Source organism: Kribbella sp. NPDC051620 (assembly GCF_044453825.1).
In the GTDB taxonomy this organism is placed as follows: domain Bacteria; phylum Actinomycetota; class Actinomycetes; order Propionibacteriales; family Kribbellaceae; genus Kribbella.
The window spans coordinates 89,406-113,057 of record NZ_JBITDB010000008.1; the positions used below are offsets into that span (position 1 = coordinate 89,406).

A 23,652-nucleotide genomic window follows, 5' to 3' on the forward strand; every position below is an offset into this window, starting at 1 on the left:
GTACTGGATGTTCGCGTTTCGAGACAATCGGCCGCAGCTGCGAATTCCTGTGGCAGACTGCCAAATGTCATGAAGAGCTACCAGATCATTATCGACTAGCGCGCTCAGCCGAGCAGTACCTGAGCGCGCAGACCTCTCGCACCTTGCGGGAGGTCTTTTTGTTTGCCTGAAGTGTTGCCTGCAGCCCCCATCGGAAGGCGATTCCGTGAGCACAACCGACGAGTTCCACGTCTACGACACCACCCTGCGCGACGGCGCGCAGCAGGAGGGTCTGGCGTTGTCAGTGGCCGACAAGATCGCCATCGCCCAGCACCTGGATGACCTGGGGGTGGGTTTCATCGAGGGTGGCTGGCCGGGCGCGGTGCCCAAGGACACCGAGTTCTTCCAGCGGGCAAGGACCGAGCTGCACCTGCGGCACGCGACCTTCGCCGCGTTCGGCGCGACCTGCAAACCCGGTACGCCGGCAGCCGACGACCAGCAGGTCGCGGCGCTGCGTGAGTCCGGCGCGGCCGTCGTCACGTTGGTTGCCAAGAGCCACGACGCGCACGTCGAGCGGGCCTTGCGGACCACCCTCGACGAGAACCTGCGGATGATCGCCGACACCGTCCGGCACCTGCGTGAGCACGGTCAGCGGGTCTTCCTCGACACCGAACACTTCTTCGACGGGTACCGGGCCAACCGTGCCTACGCGCTGGAGGTGGTCCGGGTGTCGGCCGAGGCCGGCGCCGACGTGGTCGCGCTCTGCGACACCAACGGTGGAACGCTTCCGCGCGAGCTGCAGGACGTCGTCCGCGATGTCCTCGAAAGCACCGGCGCGCGGCTCGGCATCCACGCCCACAACGACGGCGGCTGCGCGGTCGCCAACTCGATCGCCGCGGTCGAGGCGGGCTGCACCCACGTACAGGGCACGATCAACGGCTACGGCGAGCGGACCGGCAACGCCGATCTGCTCGCGGTGGTGGCCAACCTCGAACTCAAGCGCGGGATGGAACTGCTCCCGCCCGGACGGCTCGCCGAGTCGTACCGGATCGCGCACGCGATCGCCGAAGTGACGAACGTGCCGCCGTCGACCCGGCAGCCGTACGTCGGTGTGTCAGCCTTCGCCCACAAGGCGGGACTGCACGCCAGTGCCATCAAGGTGGATCCGGATCTCTACCAGCACACGGATCCGGCCCTGGTGGGCAACGACATGAGGATGCTCGTCTCGGAGATGGCCGGCCGGGCGAGCGTCGAGCTGAAGGGCCGCGAACTCGGTTTCGACCTCGGCAACGACCGTGACCTGGTCAGCCGGGTGACGGACCGGGTGAAGGAGATGGAGTCGCGCGGCTACACGTTCGAGGCCGCGGACGCGTCGTTCGAGTTGCTGCTGACCGAAGAGGTCGCCGGCGAGCGGGTGAGCTTCTTCGACGTCGAGTCCTGGCGGGTGATCACCGAGTCGCGCGCTGACGGCGAGGCGGTCTCGGAGGCGACTGTGAAGCTTGTCGCCAATGGCGATCGCGAGATCGTCACCGGCGAGGGCAACGGCCCGGTGAACGCGCTCGATCACGCGCTGCGGGCAGCGATCGAGCGCGCCTATCCGGTCGTCAACAAGTTCGAGCTGGTCGACTACAAGGTCCGGATCCTCGACCAGGGTCATGGCACGGACGCGGTCATCAGAGTCCTGATCGAGACCGCCGACGGTGAGGGTTCGTGGCTCACCGTCGGGGTCGGCCACAACATCATCGAGGCTTCGTGGGAGGCGCTGGTCGACGGCGTCACCTACGGTCTGCTTCGCCACAAGGAGGTCGTGCGATGACCACGCTGGCAACCCTGGAACCGGTCGATTACGTGGTACCGGAGCGGATCCTCACCACCTTCACCGCCCAGGTGGTGGAGACCCGCGGCCTGCTCGCCCGGATCGCGGTCCAGCTGAACCCGTACGACGTCCGCGAACTCAACCTCTGCCTGGAGACCAGCACCCTCCGCATCGTTGTCGAAGGCAACGGCTTCGACGCCGGCCGGGTCGCCGCCCGGCTCGACAAGATCATCGGCGTCCTCGAGGTCAGTTACTCCTGAGCCCGTCCCGGACGAGATCCAGCGTCAGCGCCGCGGTCCAGCTGAAGTCGCGGGCACCGCGGCCTTCGCCGGTCGACGGGTCGACGTACTCAGCGAAGTCGGTGCTTGCTGCCAGCGCGAGCATGTCGTCCCGGAGCGCGGTCGCCAGCGCCTGTACTTCGGTGCGCGGGGCAACTGTCTGGTCCAGCGTGACCAAGGCGCGGTGCACCAGCCATGCGGTGTTGAACCAGCTGGGACCACGCCAGTAGCGGCCGGGTTCGAAGGCGGGGCCGGTCAGGTCGTAGCTGGGGACCATTCGGGCGTTGCCGAGCTGGAACCTGCTGCCTCGGGCGGTGGCCAGGAGCTCGGTTGCTTGTGGCAGTTGTGGAACGAGCAGCGGGATCAGCCCGGCGATGGTGTCGGCGGCAACCAGTTCCGTTGTCTTCAGGTCGCGGGCGCGGAAGACGCCGTCGGCGAAGAGGGTGCCGAGGGAGTTGGTTAGATCGTCCGCGGTGTTCAGGTGGGGAGTGGGGTCGAGGCCGAGGGTTCGGGCGATCTCGGCCAGTGCGTGTTCGGAGGCGATCAGGAGGGCGTTGAAGCACGGGTCCTCGAGAGCGAAGGCGAACGGCGTCGTGGCATCGTCGTACGAGTGGTCGCGGTAGGTGGCGGCCAGTTGGACGTACCGGCCGTAGTCGAGGTCCGTGGGGCGGTCGGCGTCGCTGGCGTGGTCGGTGTCGCGACGGGTGAAGGAGTCCAGGGGCGCTGGTTCGACTCTGGCGAGGGCGTCATCCCAGGCGGGGCTGTTGTCCATACCGGATTCCCAGGGGTGGACGATCGCGACCAGGCCCCGGCCGCCGAGGTCGCGGCGGGTGCGCAGATAGGTGTGCCAGGCAACGAGTTTCGGGTACGTCCGGGCGAGGAAGTTGCGGCGTACGGACTCCGTGGGGTCGGCCGCGTGGGTGAGGAGGACGGCGAGGGCGTGGACCGGCGGTTGCACGATGCCGGAGGTCTCGACGCCACCGCGGGTGGTGGCCTGCCAGAAGTCCGGGCCGGGGAAGTACGCGTCGCGGGCGACTGAGGGGGAGAAGCTGATGTGGGGGATGCGGCCGTCGGTCCACTGGGAGCCGAGCAGTGATTCCAGCTCGATCTGCGCCCGGCGGGGGGAGAGGTGGCGCAGACCGATCGCGATGAACGCCGAGTCCCAGCTCCACTGATGCGGATACAGCGAATGGGAGGGCACGGTCGAGTGCCCGCTCCAGTTCCCGAACAACACCCGCGCCGCGTCCCGCCGGACCCGCTCTGTGGGTTCGGCCGTCATACGTACCTCCGGACGACTGGAGGGATCGAGCGGATCGCTTCGGTGGGGTCGCCGGTGAGGCGGCATTCGATGGCCAGGTAGCGGTCGTAGCCGATCGTGTCGAGGGCGCCCAGGAAGGCGGCCCAGTCGAGGTGGCCGGCGCCGGGCTGGAAGCGATTGGAGTCGCTCAGCTGGACATGGCCGATGTACGGCGCCGCGGCGATGATCGCGGCTGACGGGTCGGTCTCCTCGATGTTCATGTGGTAGCTGTCGATGCCGATCCGTACCGAGTCGAGGCCGACCTCCTTGATCAGCTGGACCGCCTGGTCGAGCCGGTTGACCATGTGATCCTCGTACCGGTTGAGCGGCTCCAGGAAGAGCTCGACTCCTTCGGCCGCCGCGTGCTCACCCAGTTGACGCAAGCCGTCCAGCAGTACCTCATGATCGCCGGCCTCGTCCCGCGGCGGCTCGAACGGAGGCAGCCGGCGGGAGAACATCCCGTACGACGCGGGCGTCTGCGCGCCCAGTCCGCCGAGCTCTGCGATCACCGAGAGCTGCGACTTCATCTGTACCAGCGCGTCGGCGCGCAGGTCGTCGTCGAAGGCGCCGAAGAAGTGCAGCATGTCCACGCAGACTGTCGGCATCACGACGCCGTCGGCCTGGGCCTTGCGCAGCTCGGGCAGGCGGTCGCGGAAGGACAGGTCACCCTTGCCGCGCAGCTCGATCGCCTGGTAGCCGGCGGCGACCGCGAACTCCCACTTCTCCTGCAGGGTGGTACCGGGAAGTAGTTGCTCCTGGCATGCGATCTTCATCATCAGAACTCCAGTAGTACTTGCAGGGCGTCGCCGGGACGCGTGTCGAGCAGGGTGTAGGCGTCGGCCGCGTCCTCGATCGGGACCCGGTGACTGATGAGTGGTTCGACGTCGACGGCGCCGCTGCCGACGAGTCCGAGGAACGTCTTCTGCAGCCGGTCGACCGACCACCGGTTGGCAAGCTCCAGCGGCACCCCGCCGATCTGCGAGCTGACCAGCTCCACCCGGTTGTGATGAAACTCCTCCCCGAGCCGCAACCCGTTCCCTTCCCCCTGATAGAAGCCCGAGGCAACAACCCGCCCGCCAACCCCAACCGACCGAATCGCCTCATGCAGAGCCGCATAAACCCCGCTCAGCTCAATTGCAGTATCAGCACCCGCGCCTGCGGTGCTCAGGGCTCGGATTTGTTCGGCTGCGGTGCCGGGGGTGAAGGAGTGGGTGGCTCCGAAGTGGAGGGATTGGTTGCGGCGGGACTCCACGCCGTCGACTGTGACGACCTGGGCGCCGCTGAGGGTGGCTAGGCGGGTGGCTAGTAGGCCGATGACGCCTTGGCCGAAGACGGCGATCAGTTCGCCCAGGTTGATGCGGGCGGCGAGGATGGCGTTGTAGGCGATCGCGCCGACGCGGGCGAAGGCTGCCGAGGAGAGGGAGACGCCTGCGGGAAGCTGGTGGCCGGCGAGCTTCTCGGCTGGTACGACGGCTTCGCTGCGGTGCCCCCAGATGCCCCAGACCTCATCGCCAACCGCGAGACCCTCGACGCCGTCACCAAGCTCGATCACCACGCCGGTCTCGGAGTAGCCCCATCCGACGACCGGAAACGCCACGCCGGCCTCGGCGTCCCGGAAGATCCGCGCGTCCGGGTCCCAGGTACGGGTGAGATACGGGTTGGTACCGCGGTACGCGGTCAGCTCCGTACCGGCCGAGATCCCCGAGTAGGCGGTCCGGACCCGGACATGCCCGCGCGGCAGCGCCTCCGGCTGGAACTCGACCACCTCCGCCTGGCGGGGAGCGGTGAACTGGACAACGCGAGCCACGGAAACCTCCTGAACGAGAACTTAGGTCTTGTCAAAATACAATAGTCCTGATGTTATGCGTGATGAAAGTCCCTTGAGGAGGATGCATGTCACGTATGGTCAGGGCGCTCTCCGCGATGAGCGCGCTCCTGCTGACCGCCGGGCTGCTGGTGTCCTGCGGCAACGAGTCCGAAGCCGGCAACCGGCGCAGCATCACCGTGTGGTCGCTCGAGAACGTCGCCGGCCGGCTGGAGACGACCCGCGCGATCCTGAAGAAGTTCACCGCCGACACCGGCATCGAGACGAAGCTGGTCGGCGTCGACGAACCGCAGGTCCCGCAACTGGTGATGGCCGCCGCGGCCGCCGGCAAGCTGCCCGACGTGATCGGTGGCGTGTCGCTGGCGGGGATCCAGCAGATGGCGAGCAACGGCCTGCTCAACCCCGACGCCGCGCAGAAGGTGGTGGATGCGCTCGGACCGAAGACGTTCAATCCCCGCGCGCTCGAGCTGACCCGCAGCGGTGATCAACAGATCGCGGTACCGTCCGACGGCTGGACGCAACTGCTCTTCTACCGCAAGGACTTGTTCGCCAAGGCCGGGCTGCCCGCGCCGACGACGTACGAGGCAATCGAGAAGGCGGCGCAGACGCTGAACACCGGCGGCGTCGAAGGCATCTCGCTGGCGACGGATCCGTCGGATCCGTTCACCCAGCAGAGCTTCGAGCACCTGGCGCTGGCGAACGGCTGTCAGCTGGTCGATGCCCAGGGCAAGGTCGCGCTCGACAGCCCGGCCTGCAAGGACTCGTTCAGGTTCTACGGCGACCTGGCCACCAAGTACTCCGCGGCCGGCACCCAGACTGTGGACTCCACCCGCGCCTCGTACTTCGCGGGCAAGTCCGCGATGGTGGTGTGGTCGTCGTTCCTGCTCGACGAGCTGGCCGGCCTGCGCGACGACGCGTTGCCGAGCTGTCAGCAGTGCGCCAAGGACAAGGGCTGGCTGGCCCGCAACACCGGCGTCGTCACGGCGGTACAGGGTCCCGACGGCAAGGCGCCTGCTCAGTTCGGCGAGGTCGGTAGCTGGGCGGTGATGAAGACCGCGAAGGCTGATCCCAGCGAGCAGTTCGTCGAGTACATGATGAACCAGGGCTACGAACAGTGGTTCGGGATGGCCGCCGAGGGCAAGTTCCCGGTCCGGCCGGGCACCGCGGCGGATCCGGACAAGTTCGACCTGGCCTGGGACAAGGCCGACATCGGGGTCGACACCCGCAAGCCACTGGCCGCGATCTACCCCGCGCCGGTGATCTCAGAGCTGCGCGAAGGGCTCGGGAAGATGCAGCGTTGGGGCATCACTGAAGGGCAGGGCGCGCTGGTGGGCGCCACGCTCGGTGAGCTACCGGTGCCGAAGGCAATCAGTGCGCTGGCCAGTGGACAGGTGGACGCGGACAAGGCCGCCGAACAGGCGACCGCCGATGTCGCCTCGATCCAGGATTCGCTCGGGTGAGGCAGAGATGACAACTGTGACGCAACGACCCCCGGCCACCGAGCCGGAGCCCGGCCGCCGGGCCGCCGCGCGCCGCAAGGGCACGCTGCGGGGACAAGAGAACCGGGCCGGCCTGGCGCTGGTCTCGCCGACCTTCGTGATCGTGCTGGTCGTGGTGGTGCTGCCGATCCTGTGGACGATCGTGCTCGCCTTCCAGAACGTGCGGCTGGTCGACATCCAGAGCCAGGGCCTGCTCGGCCACTGGACCTTACGCAACCTGGACCGGGTCTTCACCTCACCAGGCTTCTGGTCCTCGCTCGGTACCACCGTCGTCTACACGATCGGCTCCACCCTGGGATCGATCCTGGTCGGTCTGATCGCCGCCCTGGCGCTGCGCAAGCCGTTCCGCGGCCGCGCGCTGATCCGGGGCGCGATGCTGCTTCCGTACGTCGCTCCGGTGGTCGCCGTCGCGTTCGTCTGGCAGGTCATGCTCAGCCCAGACCTCGGCGTGGTGAACCATTGGGGAACGACGATCTTCGGCTGGGACCGGCCGATCGCGTTCCTGACCCAGCGGTCGTACGACGTCGCCGGCGTACCGGTGCCGATGGCTCTGTTGACCGTGATCGGATTCGAGACCTGGCGGTACTTCCCGTTCGCGTTCCTCTTCCTGCTGGCCCGGTTGCAGGCCGTGCCCGCAGTGCTGGAAGAGGCTGCGGTGGTCGACGGTACGACGCCGTGGCAGCGGTTCCGCTTCATCCTGCTGCCCCAACTGATGCCGGTGATCGCGCTGCTGTCGGTACTGCGCTTCATCATGACGTTCAACAAGTTCGATGACGTCTACCTGCTGACCGGCGGCGGAGCCGGTACGGACGTGGTGGCGGTCCGGGTCTACCGGTTCCTCACCGCGCGCTTCGACGTCGGGCTCGCCTCCGCACAGGCCGTCGTACTGGCGATCGTGCTGGTCGTCGCGCTCGGCCTCTACTTCCGGTTCTTCGGCCGCCGAGTACAGGAGGAGCAGTCGTGACCAGGGGCGCGTTTCAGGACAAGTTCTTCGGCATCATGCGGTGGGTGGTGATCGCCGGCCTGGTGGTGGCGACGCTGTTCCCCTTCTACTACATGCTGCTGCTGTCGGTGAAACCGATCGACAACCTGCTGCTGGATCCGGGGCGGATCTGGGTCTCGGCCAGTGAGTTCACCATCGACTCGTACCGATCCGTGCTCACTTCGGTGGAGAACGGCGGCCAGGGATTCCTGCTGATGCTGCGGAACTCGGCGCTGGTCTCGATCGGAGCGGTGATCCTGACCTTGCTGGTGGCGATCCCGGGCGCGTACGCGGTGAGCCGGCTGCGGTTCACCGGGCAGCGTAAGGTCAGCGCGCTGTTCCTCGGGGTCTACCTGTTCCCGTCGACGCTCCTTGCGGTCCCGCTGTTCGTGATGTTCGCGAAGGTGGGGTTGCAGGGGAGTCTGATCGGGCTGGTCATCGTCTACATCGCGCAGACGGTGCCGGTGGCGATCTACATGCTGCGCAGCTACTTCACCACCGTGCCGATCAGCATCGAGGAGGCCGCCGCGCTGGACGGCTGCTCGCGGTACCAGATCGTCCGGCGGGTCGTGCTGCCGCTGGCGGCGCCGTCGGTGATGGCGACCGGCCTGTACGTTTTCATGATCGCGTGGAACGAGTTCCTCTTCGCGCTGCTCTTCCTCGCCGCCGAACCGTCGCACTGGACGGTGTCGCTGGGACTGCAGCAACTGGCGAACGGCGTGGAGGTGCCGAAGACCGTACTGATGGCAGGATCCGTCGTTTTGACGCTGCCGGTGGTACTCATGTTCTACGGCGCGGAGCGGATGCTGACGGAAGGGTTGACGAGTGGGGCAGACAAGAGCTGACGGGGCAGCCTCGGCAGGGCAGCTGTTGCAACTGGTCCGGACCGGCCGAGCCGGTACCCGGGGCGAGCTGCAGCAGTTGACCGGCCTGTCCCGATCGACTCTGGGCCTGCGACTGGAAGGGCTGCTCGGCAACGGCTGGCTGGTGGAGGCGGGCTCGACCGCTTCCACCGGCGGGCGCCCGCCGACGGTACTGCGGTTCGACGCGCGTCATGCCGTCGTACTGGCGGCGGACCTGGACACCCGACATGCTCGCGCCGCGGTGCTCGACCTCGCCGGGGAAGTACTCGCGGAGAAGTCGGGTGAGCTGATCGTCGCCGACGGGCCGGCCGTGGTGCTCGACACGATCACGGACTGGTTCACCGGGTTGCTCTCGCAGGTGGGTCGCGCGGTGGACGAGGTCGCCGGGATCGGGCTGTCGGTGCCGGGGCCGGTCGAGTTCGATACAGGGCTGGTGATCCGCCCGCCGATCATGCCGGGCTGGGACGAGTACCCGATCCGCGAACACCTCGGCCGGCATTTCGGCGTACCGGTGTTCGTCGACAACGACGCCAACGCGATGGCACTCGGCGAGCAGGCGGCCGGGTACCCGGACTGTCCCGCGTTCGTGCTGGTCAAGGTCTCCACCGGAATCGGCGCGGGAGTGGTGATCGACGGCTCGGTCTTCCGCGGGATCGACGGCGGAGCGGGCGACATCGGCCACATCCGGGTGCGCGACGGCGGCGACGCCAAGTGCCAGTGCGGTTCGATCGGCTGCCTCGCCGCGGTGGCCAGCGGTGGCGCCATTGCCGGCGCGCTGTCGGACCTCGGCGTGGTCGCGCGGTCGGGGGCCGATGTCCGCGAACTGATCGCGACGGGCCAGCCGGACGCTTTACGGCTGGCTCGCGAGGCCGGCCGGCGGGTCGGTGAGGTGCTGGCGACGGTCGTCAGCGTGCTCAACCCTGGCGTGCTGATGATCGCGGGCGACCTGGCCGACCATCATTTCGTCGCCGGCGTGCACGAGGTGCTCTACCAGACGACGCTGCCGCGAGCGACCCGTCACCTCGAGGTGGTGACCGGCCGGCTCGCGGATCGCGCCGCCCTGCAGGGCATCGCGCGGCTGGTGGTCGACGAGGTCTACTCCGCGGCAGCGGTCGACGCCCGGCTCTGAAGCTTCGCGAAGAAGCCGGTGATGTCGGCCGCGAGCAACTCGGGCACTTCCAGGGCGGAGAAGTGGCCGCCGTGTTCGAATTCGGTCCATTGCTGGACGTCGAAGAGGTGCTCGACGTGCGGGCGGATCGCCAGGGTGATGTCGTGGGGGAAGACGGCGACGGCGATGGGTGCTGCGCAGGTTGGTGGGGCGATGCCGGCAGTCTCCTTGGTGAGTCGGGCGGCTGAGCCGGCCGTGCCGGTGAGCCAGTAGAGCGAGACGTTGGTCAGGATCTCGTCGCTGGAGATCTCCGATTCCGGGTCGGTCCATTCGGTGTACTTCTCGGCGATCCAGGCGAGCTGGCCGACGGGGGAGTCGGTCAGGGCGTACGAGATCGTCTGTGGCCGGGTCGCCTGCAGTGCCTGGTACGCCGGCCTGTTGGCGATGAAACCCTTGATCCGGGCCAGTCGCCGGGTGTCCTCCTCGTCGAGGTCGAACGTCACGCCGGGCGGCGGCGGGCCGGGCAGGTAGGTGAGGTGCACGCCGACCACCTTGCCGGGCGCGACGGCCGCCAGCGCGCGAGAGATGCCGGAACCGAAGTCGCCGCCGTGGGCGCCGTACCGGTCGTAGCCGAGGCGGCTCATCAGCTCTGCCCAGGCCTGGGCGACGCGGGGGACACCCCAGCCCTGCTCGTGGGTCGGTCCGGAGAATCCGAAGCCTGGGATGGACGGGATCACCAGGTGGAAGTTCTCGCTGAGCGGCTCGATGACCTGCTCGAACTCGAGGAACGAGCCCGGCCAGCCGTGGGTGAGGATCAGCGGCAACGCATCATCGCGGGCTGATCGCACGTGCACGAAATGAATCCGCTGCCCGTCGATCTCGGTCATGTACTGCGGCAGCTCGTTGAGCCGCGCCTCGTGCTTGCGCCAGTCGAAACCGGTCGTCCAGTACTCCGCCAGCTCCTTCACCCGGGCGAGCGGGATCCCGTAGTCCCAGCCCACGTCCGGCAGCTCGTCGGACCAGCGGGTGCGGGTGAGGCGGTCGGCCAGGTCGTCGAGGTCGGCCTGCGGTACGTCGATCGTGAACGGCTCGATCATCATCCACTCCTTTGTTGGTGCGGCCAACGATACGCCGAGTTTGTTGGTTGCACCAACGATAAATATAGACAGCCTGGACTGGACAGTTTGAACTGAAGGTTTATCGTGGAGGGATGGAGATCTCGGAGTCCGCCGCGCTCGCGGCCAGCGAGGTGCGGGTGACCTTCGGCCGCCTTCGCCGACGGCTGAGAGCACTGGCGGCGTCCGATGACCTGACGCCTTCGCAGGAGGCGGTGCTGAGCCGGCTCGACAAGCACGGCGTGGCCTCGGCCAGTGATCTCGCGGCGGCCGAGCGCGTCCGCCCGCAGTCGATGGCGGCCACGGTCGCGGCCCTGATGGAGCTGGGCTTCGTCCAGCGGACACCTGATCCCGGCGACGGACGCAAGCAGTTGATCTCGCTGACCACCGCGGGAGTTGAGCGCTTGCAGGGCGATCGGCAGGTCCGGCAGGAGTGGCTGGCCGCGACCTTGCAGGACAAATGCACCGAGGAGCAACGGCAGAAGATCATCGAGGCACTCGCACTGCTGGATGAAGTGACCCAGGCGTGAGCTCCGCGGGTTTCGATCGCAAGCTGATCGCGCCGATGATCCTCGGCTCGATCCTCAACCCGATCAACTCGTCGATGCTGGCGGTCGCGCTGATCCCGATCGGCGCCGCGTTCGGCATCCCGCCGTCCCAGACCGCGTGGCTGGTCACCGGCCTGTACCTGGCGACGGCGGTCGGCCAGCCGGTGATGGGCAAGCTCGTCGACACGTACGGACCGCGCCGGCTCTACCTGATCGGCACCGCACTGGTCGGGATCGCCGGCCTGATGGGTGCGCTGGCGCCGAGTCTCGGTTTCCTGATCGCCTCGCGGGTACTGCTCGGCTTCGGTACTTCGGCCGCGTACCCGGCCTCGATGTCCCTTATCCGTAGTGAGGCCGACCGCACCGGCCAGGAGAGCCCGACCGGCGTACTGAGCGCTCTCTCGATCGCGAACCAGGTGATCGCGGTGATCGGCCCGACGCTCGGTGGCGTGCTGATCGGCCTCGGTGGCTGGCATCTGATCTTCACGATCAACGTGCCGCTGTCGATCGCCTGCGTTGTGCTGGGCTGGTTCTGGCTACCTCGCCGCGCGACCGGCGTACGGACTGGGCAGCGGCTGGACTATGCCGGGATCGGGTTGTTCGCGGCGATGCTGGTGTCGCTGATGGTCTTCCTGATGCTGCCTGCTGTGTCTCGCCTGTACCTGCCGGTGCTCGCCGTTGGGTTCGGAGCAGCCTTCGCTTGGCGTGAACTGCGGACGCTGGAACCGTTCATCGACCTGCGCGTGCTCGGGGGCAACGCGCCTCTGCTCGCGACGTATGCCCGTCAGGTGCTGTCGTTCGTGGTCAGCTACTCGTTCCTGTACGGGTTCGCCCAATGGCTGGAGGAGTCGCGCTCGCTGAGTGCCTCCGCGGCTGGGCTGGTGTTGCTGCCGATGTCGGGTGCCGCGATCGTGATCACCGCGATCACGGGTCGGCGGGCCTGGGTACGAGGCAAACTCGTTGCCGGCAGCATCATCTTGCTGCTCGCCGTCTCCGGCCTCCAACTGGCCCAGGCGGGAAGCGCTCTCTGGCTGCTCATCGCCCTGGGCATCACCGCAGGCTTTCCCCAGGGACTCAACGGCCTGGCCAACCAGAACGCGCTCTACCACCAAGCGGATCCAGCCCGCATCGGCTCATCCGCCGGCCTACTCCGAACGGGCACCTACCTAGGCGCCCTGATGGCAGCCGCCGCCAACGCCACCTTCTTCAAAACCGGCGCCACCACCACCGGCCTCCACCACTTGTCCTTCTTCCTCCTGATCACCACCTCCCTGCTCCTGCTCATCACCCTCCTCGACCGCTCCCTCCATCAAATCGGCCGACCCACCTGAATGCGCCGAATGGCGCCACCCCTTGGCGGAGTGGCGCCATTCGGCGAGCTGACTAGTCCCAGCTGAGGCCGCCGCCGGACTGGTATTCGATCACTCGGGACTCGAAGAAGTTCTTCTCCTTCTTCAGGTCCATCATCTCGGACATCCAGCCGAAGGGGTTGCGGGTCTCGCCGAAGATCGGGGCGATGCCGATCTGCTCGGCGCGCCGGTCGGTGACGAAGTGCATGTACTGCTCGCAGAGGTCGGCGGTGAGGCCGAGCATGCCGTTGGGCATGGTCGCGCGGCCGTACGCGACCTCGAGTTCACATGCTTCGGTCAGCATCTGGCGTATCTCGGCCTGGAACTCGGCCGTCCACAAGTGCGGGTTCTCCTGCTTGATCTGGTTGATGCAGTCGATGCCGAAGTTCAGGTGGATCGACTCGTCGCGCAGGATGTACTGGTACTGCTCGGCGATCCCGACCATCTTGTTGCGCCGGCCGAGCGACAGGATCTGCGCGAACCCGGTGTAGAACCACATGCCCTCGAAGACCACGTAGAACGCGATCAGGTCCCGCAGGAAGTCGGTGTCCGATTCGGGAGTACCGGTCCTGAAGTCCGGGTCCTCCAGGTGCTGCGTGTACTTGAGCGCCCAGGCGTCCTTGTCGGAGATCGACGGCACCTCGCGGTACATGTTGAACAGCTCGCCCTCGTCCAGCCCGAGCGACGTGCAGATGTACTGGAAGGTGTGCGTGTGCACGGCCTCCTCGAACGCCTGGCGGAGCAGGTACTGGCGGCACTCGGGGTTGGTGAGCTGACGGTAGACCGCGAGCACGATGTTGTTCGCGACCAGCGACTCCGCGGTCGCGAAGAAGCCGAGGTTGCGCTTCAGCATCAGCCGCTCGTCCTCGGTCAGACCGTCCTTGCCCCCTGGTGGACGCCGCCACAACGCGATGTCGGCTTGCATCGAGACCTCGGTCGGCATCCAGTGGTTGTTGCAGCCGGCAAGGTACTTGTCCCAGGCCCACTGGTACTTCAGCGGCAGCAGCTGGTTGACGTCGGCTCGCGCGTTGATCATCGCCTTGTCGGTGACGTCGACACGGGCCGCTCCGAGGGCGATCTCGCCCAATCCGGTGGTCGTCACTGGCAGGCCTCGCACTCAGGGTCTTCGATTGAACAGACGGCACCCGTGGGTTCGGGTAGTGCAACCGGTACTGCGTTCAGCCGGCCGTCCGTGCCTTGCATTGTGGACTTCTCGACGTGCGTGGCCGACTGGGAGCGCAGGTAGTACGTGGTCTTGAGCCCATAGCGCCACGCCGACCGGTACAGCTCGTCGAGCGCCTTGCCCGAGGGAGCCGTCATGTAGAGGTTGAGCGACTGCGCCTGGTCGAGCCACTTCTGCCGGCGCGACGCCGCCTTGACCAGCCACAGCGGGTCCAGCTCGAACGCGGTCGCGTACAGCTCCTGCAGGTCGGCCGGTACGCGGTCGATCTGGGACAGGATGCCGTCGTGGTACTTGAGGTCGGAGACCATCACCTGGTCCCACAGCCCGCGCGCCTTGAGGTCGGCGACCAGGTACGGGTTCGCGACGGTGAACTCACCGGACATGTTCGACTTCACGAACAGGTTGCGGTAGATCGGCTCGATCGACTGGCTGACCCCGCAGATGTTGGAGATCGTCGCGGTCGGCGCGATCGCCAGCACGTTGGAGTTGCGCATGCCGTCGCGGAGTACCTTGCCGCGCAGCGCGTCCCAGTCGAGCTGCTTGCTCGTGTCGACGGTCAGGTCGCCGTCGCGCGCCTGGCGGAGCAGCTCGAGCGAGTCGATCGGCAGGATGCCCTGGCTCCACAACGAGCCCTCGTACGTCTGGTACCGGCCGCGCTCGGCAGCTAGATCGCTCGACGCCTCGATCGCGTGGTAGCTGATCTGCTCCATCGAGCTGTCGGCGAACGCGACGGCGGCGTCGGAGCTGTACGGGATGCGCAGTGCGAAGAGCGCGTCCGCGAAGCCCATCAGGCCGAGGCCGACCGGGCGATGGCGCTGGTTCGCGCGCTCCGACTCGGGCGTGGTGTACAGGTTCACGTCGATCACGTTGTCGAGCATCCGGACAGCCGTCTTGACGGTGCTCTTCAGAAGCTCGGCATCGAGACCGGTGCTGGTCAGGTGGGCGACCAGGTTGACCGAACCGAGATTGCAGACGGCGGTCTCGTCGACCGTCGTGTTCAGCGTGATCTCCGTGCACAGGTTGGACGAGTGGACGACGCCGTCGTGCTGCTGCGGCGACCTGAGATTGCACGCGTCCTTGAAGGTGATCCACGGGTGGCCGGTCTCGAACAGCACGGTCAGCATCCGCCGCCACAGATCGACGGCCTTGACCCGGCGGAACACCCGGATCTCACCCTGGTCGGCCTTGCGCTCATGGTTTTCGTACGCGGTCTGGAACGCGGTGCCGTACAGATCGTGCAGGTCCGGCACCTCGTCCGGCGAGAACAGCGTCCAGTCGCCTCCGGACTCGACCCGCTGCAGGAACAGGTCGGGCACCCAGTTGGCCGTGTTCATGTCGTGCGTGCGGCGACGCTCGTCACCGGTGTTCTTGCGCAGGTCGAGGAACTCCTCGACGTCGATGTGCCAGGTTTCGAGGTACGCGCAGACCGCGCCCTTGCGCTTGCCGCCCTGGTTGACCGCGACGGCGGTGTCGTTGGCGATCTTCAGGAACGGTACGACGCCCTGGGACTCGCCGTTGGTGCCGCGGATCTTGGCGCCGATCCCGCGGACCGGAGTCCAGTCGTTGCCCAGGCCACCCGAGTACTTCGCCAGCAGCGCGTTGTTGCGGATGCCGGCGAAGATGCCGGACAGGTCGTCGTCGACGGTGGTGAGGAAGCAGGAGCTCAATTGCGGGCGGGTCGTACCGGAGTTGAACAGGGTCGGCGTGCTCGACATGAACCGCATCGAGCTGAGCAGTTCGTAGAACTCGATCGCGCGGTCCTCGCGGTTCTCCTCCTTCAGTGAGATGCCCATCGCCACTCGCAGGAAGAAGGCTTGCGGCAGCTCGAACCGGGTTTTGTCGATGTGCAGCAAGTAACGGTCGTACAGGGTCTGCAGGCCGAGGAAGGTGAAGTTCAGGTCGCGCTCGGGCTTGATCGCGGCGGCCAGCTTGGCCAGGTCGAACGTGGCCAGCTCGGGGTCGAGCAGGCCGGCGTCGATACCGGTCTTGATGTACTCGGGGAAGTAGTCGACGTACGCCGAGGCCATGTCGGCCTGGCTCGCCTGCCGCGACTCACCGTGCACCCGGCCGAGGGTCTCGCGGCGAATCTGGTCGAGCAGCAGGCGGGCTGCGGCATAGCTGTACTCCGGTTCCGTCTCGACGTACCCGCGAGCCGCCATCACCAGCGCAAGCTCGACCTCGTGCTGAGCGATGCCGTCGTAGCAGGAGCCGAGCGTCTCGTTGAGGATCAGCTCGGCGTCCACGGAATCGAGACCCGCCGCTGCCTCGGCGACGATGACGCGGAGCCGGTCGACATCCAGGGGAGCGGTGCTGCCGTCGGCGGCGCGGACGGTGATCGACGGGCGGGTGGGGGTGGTGTTGCTGCTGTCATTGCCGCCGCTGGTGCTCAGCTCGGCCGCGTTGTCCGGCGTACGGGCTTTGGCGCGTTCTTCCCGGTACAGGACATAGGCGCGGGCGACTTGGTGCTCGCCCGCCCGCATCAGCGCCAGCTCGACCTGGTCCTGGATGTCCTCCACCTGCACGCCGGGGCGGCCGCGGCTGGTCAGCGCGTCGACCACCTTGGCCGTGAGGTCGGCGATCAGGTCGCGGACGCGGTGGCTGGCGCCGGCCTCGCTGCCTTCGACGGCGAGGAACGCCTTGCTGAGGGCGACCGAGATCTTGGTCGGGTCGAAGGCGGTGCTGTTGCCGTCCCGGCGTACGACGGTGAGCTGGTTCGGGGGTGCGGCCGGGGCCGACTTGCCTGCTGAAGTGATGATCACAAGCGCTCTCTCCACGCGAGTCTCTTGAGGCCGAGGACCCGGAGAAGCGCATGACGAGTTCCCGCACCAGACCTGTGCGCCCGCCGGCGTTGCATGATCTGTCGCTTGCTCGCCCTGCGACCCACCCTCGAGGCCTCGGACAGCGCGTGCCGGCGGCACACGCACCGGTCGCAGGTATTCGGGCTCACGGGACCGCTTACCCGCTTACCGCTGCGGGGCAGCCCCGGATTCTCACCGGATTCCCCTGACGACCAGTGGTGAGACTTTAACCCGCTGAACCCCACATCTAGTGTCTCGACGCGCCGCGTGTCGCACATCTTGTGTCAGAAACTCAGCTCGACACCATGTCAAGTTTGGCTTGCCGGCTCCGACCCAGTGCTGGGAGTCGTCAAGAAGGAGCCGGGATGAACGAGTTTTTGCAGGAGCAGATCCAGTCGGTGATGGATGGGCTGGTCGCGTCGGGTTCGGAGAACGGCGTACAGGCCGCTGTCTACCGCCGGGGGGAGTTGATCGTGGATGCGGTGGCGGGGATGGCCGCTCCGGGGCGGCCCGTTGCGTCGGACACTTTGTTCTATGCGGCGTCGGCGGTGAAGGGGGTGACGTCGAGTGTCGTCCACGTGTTGGTGGACCAGGGGGTGTTGTCTTACGACACGTTGGTGGCCTCGGTGTGGCCGGAGTACGGGGCTCATGGCAAGGAAGGGACGACGGTCCGGCATGTGCTGACGCACTCGGCGGGAGTACCGGCGGTGCCGGCGGATCTGACGTTGGCGCGGTTCTGCGATTGGGAGGCGATGTGTGCGGTGATCGCTGGGCTGAAGCCTTGGTGGGTGCCGGGGGAGCGGGTCGGGTATCACGCGGTCACCTTCGGCTTCATCCTTGGCGAGGTGGTGCGGCGGGCTACTGGTGTGCCGATCTCTGCTGTGCTGGCTTCTGAGATTGGCTCGCGGTTGGGGATCGCGGGGGAGTTGTACTTCGGCGTACCGGCCTCGGAACTCGGGCGGGTGGCGCATTTCGAGGACGACCCGGCCGGCGCGGCTATGTTCGCTTCTTTGCCGCCGGACTTTCCGCTCTTCAAGTCGGGCCCGCGATCGCTGTTCCCCAACGCGGCGCTGGCCAACAACGTCGACGTGACGATGGCCGACATCCCCGCCTGGGGAACCGTGACCGCCCGTGGTCTTGCCCGCATGTACGCCGCACTGATGTCTGAAGTCGACGGTGTGCGCCTGCTGTCCCGGTCCCGGCTGGCCGAGGCCTCAGCCCTGTCCACCACGGGCCTCGATGAGATGACCGGCGGCCCAGCGCAGTACGGCCTCGGCTACACGATCGGCCAACTCGGCATGCGCCCTGTCGAGCCCACCGTCTTCGGCATGGTCGGCATCGGTGGCAGCGCAGCGTACGCGGACACCGCCACCGGCATCTCGGTAGCCGTCACCAAGAACCGCTTCAACCCCACCGAAATCAACGCCTTCGAGCAGGTCTGGGACCTGGCCACCAAAGCGCTCTCCTGAGCGGTGCCCGGGGCTGGGTCTGGGTATGGGCCGGGACCTCTGGGTCTGGGCTTGGGCCTGGGCCTGGTCGCCGAGGCGCACTCCTGAGCGGTGGATGGAGTGGCCTCCGCCTCGACGACCAGGCGATCGGGGTGGTGTGGGTCAGGCGGTTCGGGAACGGTTGGGTGGGTTAGGCGGCCAGGGAGTGGAGGTCTTGGAGGGTCATGATTTCGGAGCCGTGGTGGATGAGTTCGCGGTTCAGGCGGAGTACGACGTGGCCGAAGGGCTCGGCGGCGTCGAGCTCGGTCGCCTGACTCAGGCCGACGGTCATCACCTGCTCCTCCTCGAGCTCGGCGATCGAATCGCGCCAGGCCTCGACCCAGTGGGTCAGCCAGGCGACCGCGTCCTGGGCGTTGCCGTGCAGAGTGATGTCCGCGCGGCCTTGCCGGCTCGCTCCGAAGGTCCACTCCCAGCGCTCGAAGAACGTCTCGGTCAGGTGGGCGATCAGCCAGGCGATCGTCCGCGGCCCGCGATGGTCCGGCTCGTCCGGCCACTGCGCCACCCACTCGCCCGACCCGAGCGACCTGAACCGGCCCGCGTACTGCCGCCGGACGACCGTCAGCGCCTCACTGCTCGGCCTCCAGAAATACTCCTCGTCGGTGAGTGCCGCCAATCGCCCCGCCAACACCATCCAGCTGAAGCCGAGCTGCCCGCGCACCATCGCCATCGCGGACGGCCGCTGCAAGATCTCCCAGTCGAACGGCTCCGGCATCACAGATCCTCACACTCCCCGATTTGGTCCAGCTCTCGAACGTATGTTCGAATTGTTCATCGAGGAAGCGAGGAAAGTCAATCAGCTCAGCGTGTCGGTCCCGGCACTGAAGGAACAGGTCTGCTAGGCGCTGCCACCCGTGTATCGGCAGCCGGGCTGGCAAAGCGGCGTTCGAGGAGGGTGAAGGCATCGATCAACTCAGGAGCTTCATAGACCCGGTTGCGGCGACCATCCGTGATCTCCCGCAGGACCCCGGCCTCGGTCAAGCGGGTCAGCGCTTGGTTGGCGGCCTGCTGCGACCTGCCGATCAACTCGGCCGCGGCGGCGAGCGTCAGAACGGGCGCGGCCGGCACCGTCTCGATCAAGAGGTCGACGGCGGACCCCGCGCGCACCGGGGCGGCTCGTTCGCGCCAAGCGATCTTGAGGTCCGCGGCCGTACGTTCGAAACGCGCTGCCTCAGCGGTCGCATGGCTGCATGCGGTCGCGAACATCAGCAGCCATTCGTTGGCAGCTCTACGTGCGCGGGGACTAGTCGCTTTCCCGGTATGCCGGAAAGCGGTCAGCGCCTCGACGTACTGCGTCGCATGTGTGGCAAGCGACAACGACACCGGCGGCACACTCCGCTCCACCAGCCCTTCGGCGCGCAAGATCATGTGAATCAACGCCCGCCCCGTCCGGCCGTTGCCATCAGCAAACGGATGGATCGTCTCGAACTGCGCATGCGCGATCCCCGTCTTGGCCAGCACCGGCAACGGCGACTCACGAACAAACGCCATCAGATCACCCAGCAGCCCAGGCACCACCTGCGCCGGCGGCGGCACGTAGTACGCCTCAGCCGGCGACCGCCCCCCGATCCAGTTCTGCAGATACCGCACCTCGCCCCCGAACTCGGGATTAGGCGAATGCGCCATCAACCGCCGATGCGCTTCAAGTAGATGCTCAACCTCGAGCTTGTCCCCGATCCGCACCGACTCAGTCACCCAAACCATCGCATCGACGGCCCCCAACACCTCCTCAGCCGTCACATCCCGATGCCGCCCCCCATCCCGCAACGCCTCAGCCTTCAACAACCGCCGAGCCCCCACCACCAACCCTTCAATCTGCGACGACCCCACCGCCTCAGCCCGCAACAACAACCGAGCCAACGCCTCACTGTTGGTCAGTACCGCCGCAGTCCCATCCAACCGCCCCAAATCCCCGGCCGCATCCTCCAACGCAGCCAGCACCTCACCACTCAGATCGAACTCCCGCCCCACCAACGGATCCGGAAAGTACAACTCATAAGACCCACCCAGCCGCTCAGCCCGCGTAAACCCATCCAGCTGCCCCGGCCACCGATGCAACTCAACCCTGGCCATATCGACCACTATCTCTTATTCAAGGTTAGATAACAAGCTTGAATAAGAGAACTAAGTCATCAACTTGGTGACTGTGCTGCCGGTCGGGAAGGACAGCCGCCCGACAGGGATCACCCAAGCTGACCAGATCGACAGGCGTTCAGGGAGTGGCTGGCCGGCGGCAGTGGCGCGTCGTCCGACCTTCTCCAAGGCGGACAGGAAATCGTTCCACTGCTGACTGCGGAATGGACTAACAGTTAGCTCGGCGCGGTTGCCCGTCGCAGTCGGATGAAGGCTCTCGAGATGGTCGGCCCATCGACTGTTCGGACTGGACAGTGCGGCGTGGTGCAGGTCAGAAAAGAAGGACGGCCCAAGCATCGGAAACCCGATCACCGCCGCCAGCAACACCATGCCCGCCCGGTACGGCGGCGTCGCGCCCTCCAGGTCCTGCACCGGCTCCAGGTCCGAGCGTTGTCCGGTGGCCAGACGCGTGCCGGTCGCGACCAGCAGCCCGTAGCTGTTGGCCAGCCGTTTGACCGAACGCGGCCCGGTCACCAGCGGCGGCCCGAGGAGATTGATCAACTCGTACTCGGCCGGTGTCAGCGCCAGTGGATCGACCCGCTCGGTGACCACAGCAGTCAAGTCGATAGGCGCGCGCCATGCGGCCTCCGCCACCTTCTCCTTCGCCGCGGCCGCCCGGAGTTCCGCGTTCGCCGTGATCGCCGCAGCCCTGCTCACTGCGTCGATCGCCGCTGGACCGCCGGTCGGAATCACGGCGCTGACCCCAAGGTCCGCGGCCGCCCGCGCTACCGCATTCGCCTTGGCGGCTGCCTCCGCCGCCGCAGCCTCGGATTCCGGATCGGAGTCGGTGCGGAGGCCGACCAGGTCGTCGATCATCTTCCGATAGCCGTCCTGCTCCATCGGCGGCAGCGTGAGCACGATCTGGAAGATCTTCTCCAGATACTGCGCCGGCGTCGCGGCCCACAGTTCGTCGTCATCCTGAGCCCCCTCCGCCGCGGCGAACAGCTCCCGGTAATGACTGGTCAGCGACCGCAACAACCACCGCGGATCGACCGCTACCACGACGACGAACAACCGCACGGCAAGTAGCAGATGCACAGCCTCCAGCACATCGACCACCCGATCGGGCGGGCACCGGTCGAGATCGTCGATGTAGATGACGATTCGATCGATCGCAGGCAGTTCGTCACCAGCTGCATCCTCGACCGGTACGTCGCTGCGCATCGCCTCATCCGGTCGCAGCAACTCCGCCATCCGCTCGAAGTCCTGCCGAATCTGCGTCATCAACCCCAACCGCTCCCGGTACGACGCCGCCCCGACGCGCTCCTGGACGACACCGGCGAGCTGCCCCGCGGAGGTCAGGTTCTGCAGCCGCTTCCGAAGCTCCTCCACCTCGGCAGCAGCAACCGCCTCGGCGGTGTCGAGCCGTTGCTTCTGCTCGTCCCGAACCCGGCGAACCGTCTGCCAGGCCGAGCCGATCGCCTCCCGGGCAGGTTGCGTTCCAGCCCAACCTCGCACGCCGGCACCGGCCAAGGCGACCAGTCCCGCCACCACCGGCAAAGCCTCGATCCACCGCGCGAGGTCGGATCCCCAGGTGACGAGTGCGGCGGTGCCGGCGACTCCAGCCGCAGCAGCCAACCATCCACGCCAAGAGATCGCCTTGAGCAACCTCTTCGTCGAGCGCCAGGATCGCCGGGTGGTTGACGCGGTCACGGCGGCTTCCCGGTACAGCCTCTCGGCGTCGGCTCCGAGGAGGTCCTGCAGACGGAGCCGCGCCGACGGCGTCAGACTCGCCCAGCCGCCATCCTCACTCCCACCGGCCTGCCGTAGATCAGCCAGCCGCTCCTCGGCCGCACCGAGTTGCTCCCTCAGCCCGCGCGCCTGCACCAACTCACTGGCCAACCGCGACCGCTGTCGCTGCTCTCGCACCGGATTGGCACCATCACTCAACTGCGCGAACAGCTCAGCAACCAAGCTCGCCCACAGGTCAGCTTCGGCGTAGTGCCAGGCGTTGAACCGCACCTGCCGGATGTTCCCGTGCGCGATCGGATCGTTGACCCCGGCGGTCCGGGCTCGCTCACTCACCTGCTCCTGCAACATTTCCAGGAACATGCTCTTCCCATCACCCCACTGCCCGAACAACCCAACAGCCAACGGCGGCTGAGCCGACCGCGCGGTGATCACATCAGCCAACGCGGCCGCATCATCCCGCCGCCCCAGCAGATCGACAGCCCCACCGGTATCCGACCGATAGTTCGGCACCCGCGGCACAACCCGCTCCCAGGCGAGGTCGTACAGCCGGACCTCCCCGTGGCCGTCGCCGACAGCCAGTACCGGCTGGTTGTTCACCCAGCCCCACGACCCCCAGCGCACCGGGTGACCGAGCACAACCCAGTGCGACGTGAGGCTGACCGGATCGCAGAACCACACTTGCCCGTCCGGCCCGCCGGCCACAACCATCGGCTCACCGTTGAAGATGCCCCACGATCCCCAGATCGTGGTGGCGCCGGATTCCCCGCCCACCTGAAGCTCGATGGTCGTGGACCGGTTGGTCGCCGCCGGATCGTGGAGCCGCACCGAACTGTTCACACCGCCGTACGCGAGCACAGACCGCCCGTCGACCGTGCCCCAAGCACCCCAGGTCGTCTCGTCGCCAGGAAGCATCGACAGGCCGACCGAGGTCGAGTGACTCGTGGTCTGCAGAGCTGCGGTCGGCAGGATCTGCAGGGAGGTGTCTCCTCCGGTCGCGAGCACCGGTTGGCCATCCATCTCACCCCAGGCTCCCCAGCCGACCTGCCGTCCGGCCTTCCCGGTCTGGATCCCACCGCGCTCCTTCAGGGTGACCGGATCCCAAAGCCGCACCCAGCCGTCTTCGCCACCGGTCGCCAGCACAGCCGCGCCGTCGACCTTCCCCCAAGCGCCCCACAGCAGCGCGTCTTGCGATCCAGGCTCAAACGCCTTCAGACCAGCGTCTTCCCGCCAGAGTAAGTGCCCGAACTTCGAGCCGGTGTGGTAGCCAAGCGCCAGCACAGGCGAGCCATCGACCAAGCCCCAGGCACCCCACTCTGTCGTGCCGCCGAGGTCATCAGAGCGCAACAGCCAAGCGTCGTCGGGCTGCGAGAAGTCAACCTCTGGCCGCCACTGGGCAACATCTGGCAGCCACATGTCGACTGACCAAGGGGTGGCGGCCGCGAGCAGCGGGGCGTCGCCGGGCTTCCAAGCTCCCCACGGACTGTGGATGTCTCCGTCGCTTGTAGCCGATGCGCGCAGCCTCGTCAGCACGGCACCGGGATTCCATTCGGTGAACTGGCCAGCGATGCCAGCACGTACCTCGGTCAGTTGCTGTCGGAGGATCAGGCGGGGGAGCTGCTGTGGCATCTATAGATGGTGACAGTTGGGGGCGTCCTTCGCCGGGACGCAAGAGTGGCGGGAGC

At 67.1% G+C, this 23,652-nt stretch carries 18 protein-coding genes and 1 riboswitch; of the genes, 9 read left to right on the plus strand and 9 right to left on the minus strand.

What is annotated here, in order from left to right; all coding sequences use genetic code 11:
* Positions 1-205: 205 nt before the first annotated feature.
* Positions 206-1,795 carry a citramalate synthase gene (gene cimA / locus ACIA12_RS35390; protein ID WP_396371678.1) on the plus strand — a complete coding sequence of 530 codons (1,590 nt, stop codon included), beginning with the start codon at positions 206-208 and terminating at the stop codon, positions 1,793-1,795.
* A complete protein-coding gene (locus ACIA12_RS35395) occupies positions 1,792-2,055 on the plus strand; it encodes a hypothetical protein (RefSeq protein ID WP_396371679.1) in 264 nt (87 codons plus the stop codon). The genes cimA and ACIA12_RS35395 overlap by 4 nt, the downstream gene beginning before the upstream one ends.
* On the opposite strand, the gene ACIA12_RS35400 is transcribed toward ACIA12_RS35395, so the two are convergent.
* The 3 genes from ACIA12_RS35400 to ACIA12_RS35410 are packed head-to-tail and all read right to left on the minus strand — an operon-like array spanning position 2,042 to position 5,177.
* The gene (locus ACIA12_RS35400) at positions 2,042-3,352 is read right to left on the minus strand and encodes an MGH1-like glycoside hydrolase domain-containing protein (RefSeq protein WP_396371681.1); all 1,311 of its coding nucleotides are present in this window, start codon (positions 3,350-3,352) and stop codon (positions 2,042-2,044) included. The genes ACIA12_RS35395 and ACIA12_RS35400 overlap by 14 nt on opposite strands.
* Positions 3,349-4,146 carry a sugar phosphate isomerase/epimerase family protein gene (locus ACIA12_RS35405; protein WP_396371682.1) on the minus strand — a complete coding sequence of 266 codons (798 nt, stop codon included), beginning with the start codon at positions 4,144-4,146 and terminating at the stop codon, positions 3,349-3,351. The genes ACIA12_RS35400 and ACIA12_RS35405 overlap by 4 nt, the downstream gene beginning before the upstream one ends.
* Positions 4,146-5,177 (minus strand): zinc-binding alcohol dehydrogenase, encoded by a 1,032-nt coding sequence (locus ACIA12_RS35410; protein ID WP_396371684.1) that lies wholly within the window; start codon positions 5,175-5,177, stop codon positions 4,146-4,148. Before ACIA12_RS35410 ends, ACIA12_RS35405 begins: the two co-directional genes overlap by 1 nt.
* A gap of 86 nt (positions 5,178-5,263) precedes the next feature.
* Between ACIA12_RS35410 and ACIA12_RS35415 the strand changes: the two genes are divergently transcribed.
* From ACIA12_RS35415 to ACIA12_RS35430, 4 genes are read left to right on the plus strand one after another with little or no spacing between them, the layout of a single operon-like run.
* Complete coding sequence (locus ACIA12_RS35415; RefSeq protein ID WP_396371685.1) at positions 5,264-6,655, plus strand: ABC transporter substrate-binding protein; 1,392 nt, start codon at positions 5,264-5,266, stop codon at positions 6,653-6,655.
* A 7-nt stretch (positions 6,656-6,662) separates the two neighbouring features.
* The gene (locus ACIA12_RS35420) at positions 6,663-7,658 is read left to right on the plus strand and encodes a carbohydrate ABC transporter permease (RefSeq protein WP_396371686.1); all 996 of its coding nucleotides are present in this window, start codon (positions 6,663-6,665) and stop codon (positions 7,656-7,658) included.
* Complete coding sequence (locus ACIA12_RS35425) at positions 7,655-8,521, plus strand: carbohydrate ABC transporter permease (protein WP_396371687.1); 867 nt, start codon at positions 7,655-7,657, stop codon at positions 8,519-8,521. The genes ACIA12_RS35420 and ACIA12_RS35425 overlap by 4 nt, the downstream gene beginning before the upstream one ends.
* Positions 8,502-9,668 (plus strand): ROK family protein, encoded by a 1,167-nt coding sequence (locus ACIA12_RS35430; RefSeq protein WP_396371688.1) that lies wholly within the window; start codon positions 8,502-8,504, stop codon positions 9,666-9,668. Before ACIA12_RS35425 ends, ACIA12_RS35430 begins: the two co-directional genes overlap by 20 nt.
* Here the strand turns inward: ACIA12_RS35430 and ACIA12_RS35435 are convergent.
* Complete coding sequence (locus ACIA12_RS35435) at positions 9,635-10,744, minus strand: epoxide hydrolase family protein (protein ID WP_396371689.1); 1,110 nt, start codon at positions 10,742-10,744, stop codon at positions 9,635-9,637. The two genes, ACIA12_RS35430 and ACIA12_RS35435, sit on opposite strands and share 34 nt — an antisense overlap.
* A 113-nt stretch (positions 10,745-10,857) precedes the next feature.
* Here ACIA12_RS35435 and ACIA12_RS35440 point away from each other — a divergent pair, with 113 nt between their 5' ends.
* Positions 10,858-11,292 carry a MarR family winged helix-turn-helix transcriptional regulator gene (locus ACIA12_RS35440; RefSeq protein ID WP_396371690.1) on the plus strand — a complete coding sequence of 145 codons (435 nt, stop codon included), beginning with the start codon at positions 10,858-10,860 and terminating at the stop codon, positions 11,290-11,292.
* Positions 11,289-12,641: an MFS transporter gene (locus ACIA12_RS35445; protein ID WP_396371691.1), complete on the plus strand. Its 1,353-nt coding sequence runs from the start codon at positions 11,289-11,291 to the stop codon at positions 12,639-12,641. The genes ACIA12_RS35440 and ACIA12_RS35445 overlap by 4 nt, the downstream gene beginning before the upstream one ends.
* Before the next feature lie 52 nt (positions 12,642-12,693).
* Here ACIA12_RS35445 and ACIA12_RS35450 read toward each other — a convergent pair whose 3' ends face one another.
* Positions 12,694-13,761, minus strand: coding sequence for a ribonucleotide-diphosphate reductase subunit beta (locus tag ACIA12_RS35450; RefSeq protein ID WP_396371692.1), 1,068 nt, complete (start codon positions 13,759-13,761; stop codon positions 12,694-12,696).
* Positions 13,758-16,616 (minus strand): ribonucleoside-diphosphate reductase subunit alpha, encoded by a 2,859-nt coding sequence (locus ACIA12_RS35455; RefSeq protein ID WP_396371694.1) that lies wholly within the window; start codon positions 16,614-16,616, stop codon positions 13,758-13,760. Before ACIA12_RS35455 ends, ACIA12_RS35450 begins: the two co-directional genes overlap by 4 nt.
* A 136-nt stretch (positions 16,617-16,752) precedes the next feature.
* Positions 16,753-16,869, minus strand: a riboswitch (cobalamin riboswitch).
* Positions 16,870-17,005: 136 nt separating this feature from the next.
* On the opposite strand from ACIA12_RS35455, the gene ACIA12_RS35460 reads away from it, so the two are divergent.
* Positions 17,006-18,109 carry a serine hydrolase domain-containing protein gene (locus ACIA12_RS35460; RefSeq protein WP_396371695.1) on the plus strand — a complete coding sequence of 368 codons (1,104 nt, stop codon included), beginning with the start codon at positions 17,006-17,008 and terminating at the stop codon, positions 18,107-18,109.
* Between the two features lie 169 nt (positions 18,110-18,278).
* On the opposite strand, the gene ACIA12_RS35465 is transcribed toward ACIA12_RS35460, so the two are convergent.
* From ACIA12_RS35465 to ACIA12_RS35475, 3 genes are all read right to left on the minus strand, one after another.
* Positions 18,279-18,860 (minus strand): DinB family protein, encoded by a 582-nt coding sequence (locus tag ACIA12_RS35465; protein WP_396371696.1) that lies wholly within the window; start codon positions 18,858-18,860, stop codon positions 18,279-18,281.
* Between the two features lie 86 nt (positions 18,861-18,946).
* Positions 18,947-20,218, minus strand: coding sequence for a Fic family protein (locus ACIA12_RS35470; protein ID WP_396371697.1), 1,272 nt, complete (start codon positions 20,216-20,218; stop codon positions 18,947-18,949).
* A 51-nt stretch (positions 20,219-20,269) separates the two neighbouring features.
* Complete coding sequence (locus ACIA12_RS35475; RefSeq protein ID WP_396371699.1) at positions 20,270-23,596, minus strand: P-loop NTPase fold protein; 3,327 nt, start codon at positions 23,594-23,596, stop codon at positions 20,270-20,272.
* Between the last annotated feature and the right edge of the window lie 56 nt (positions 23,597-23,652).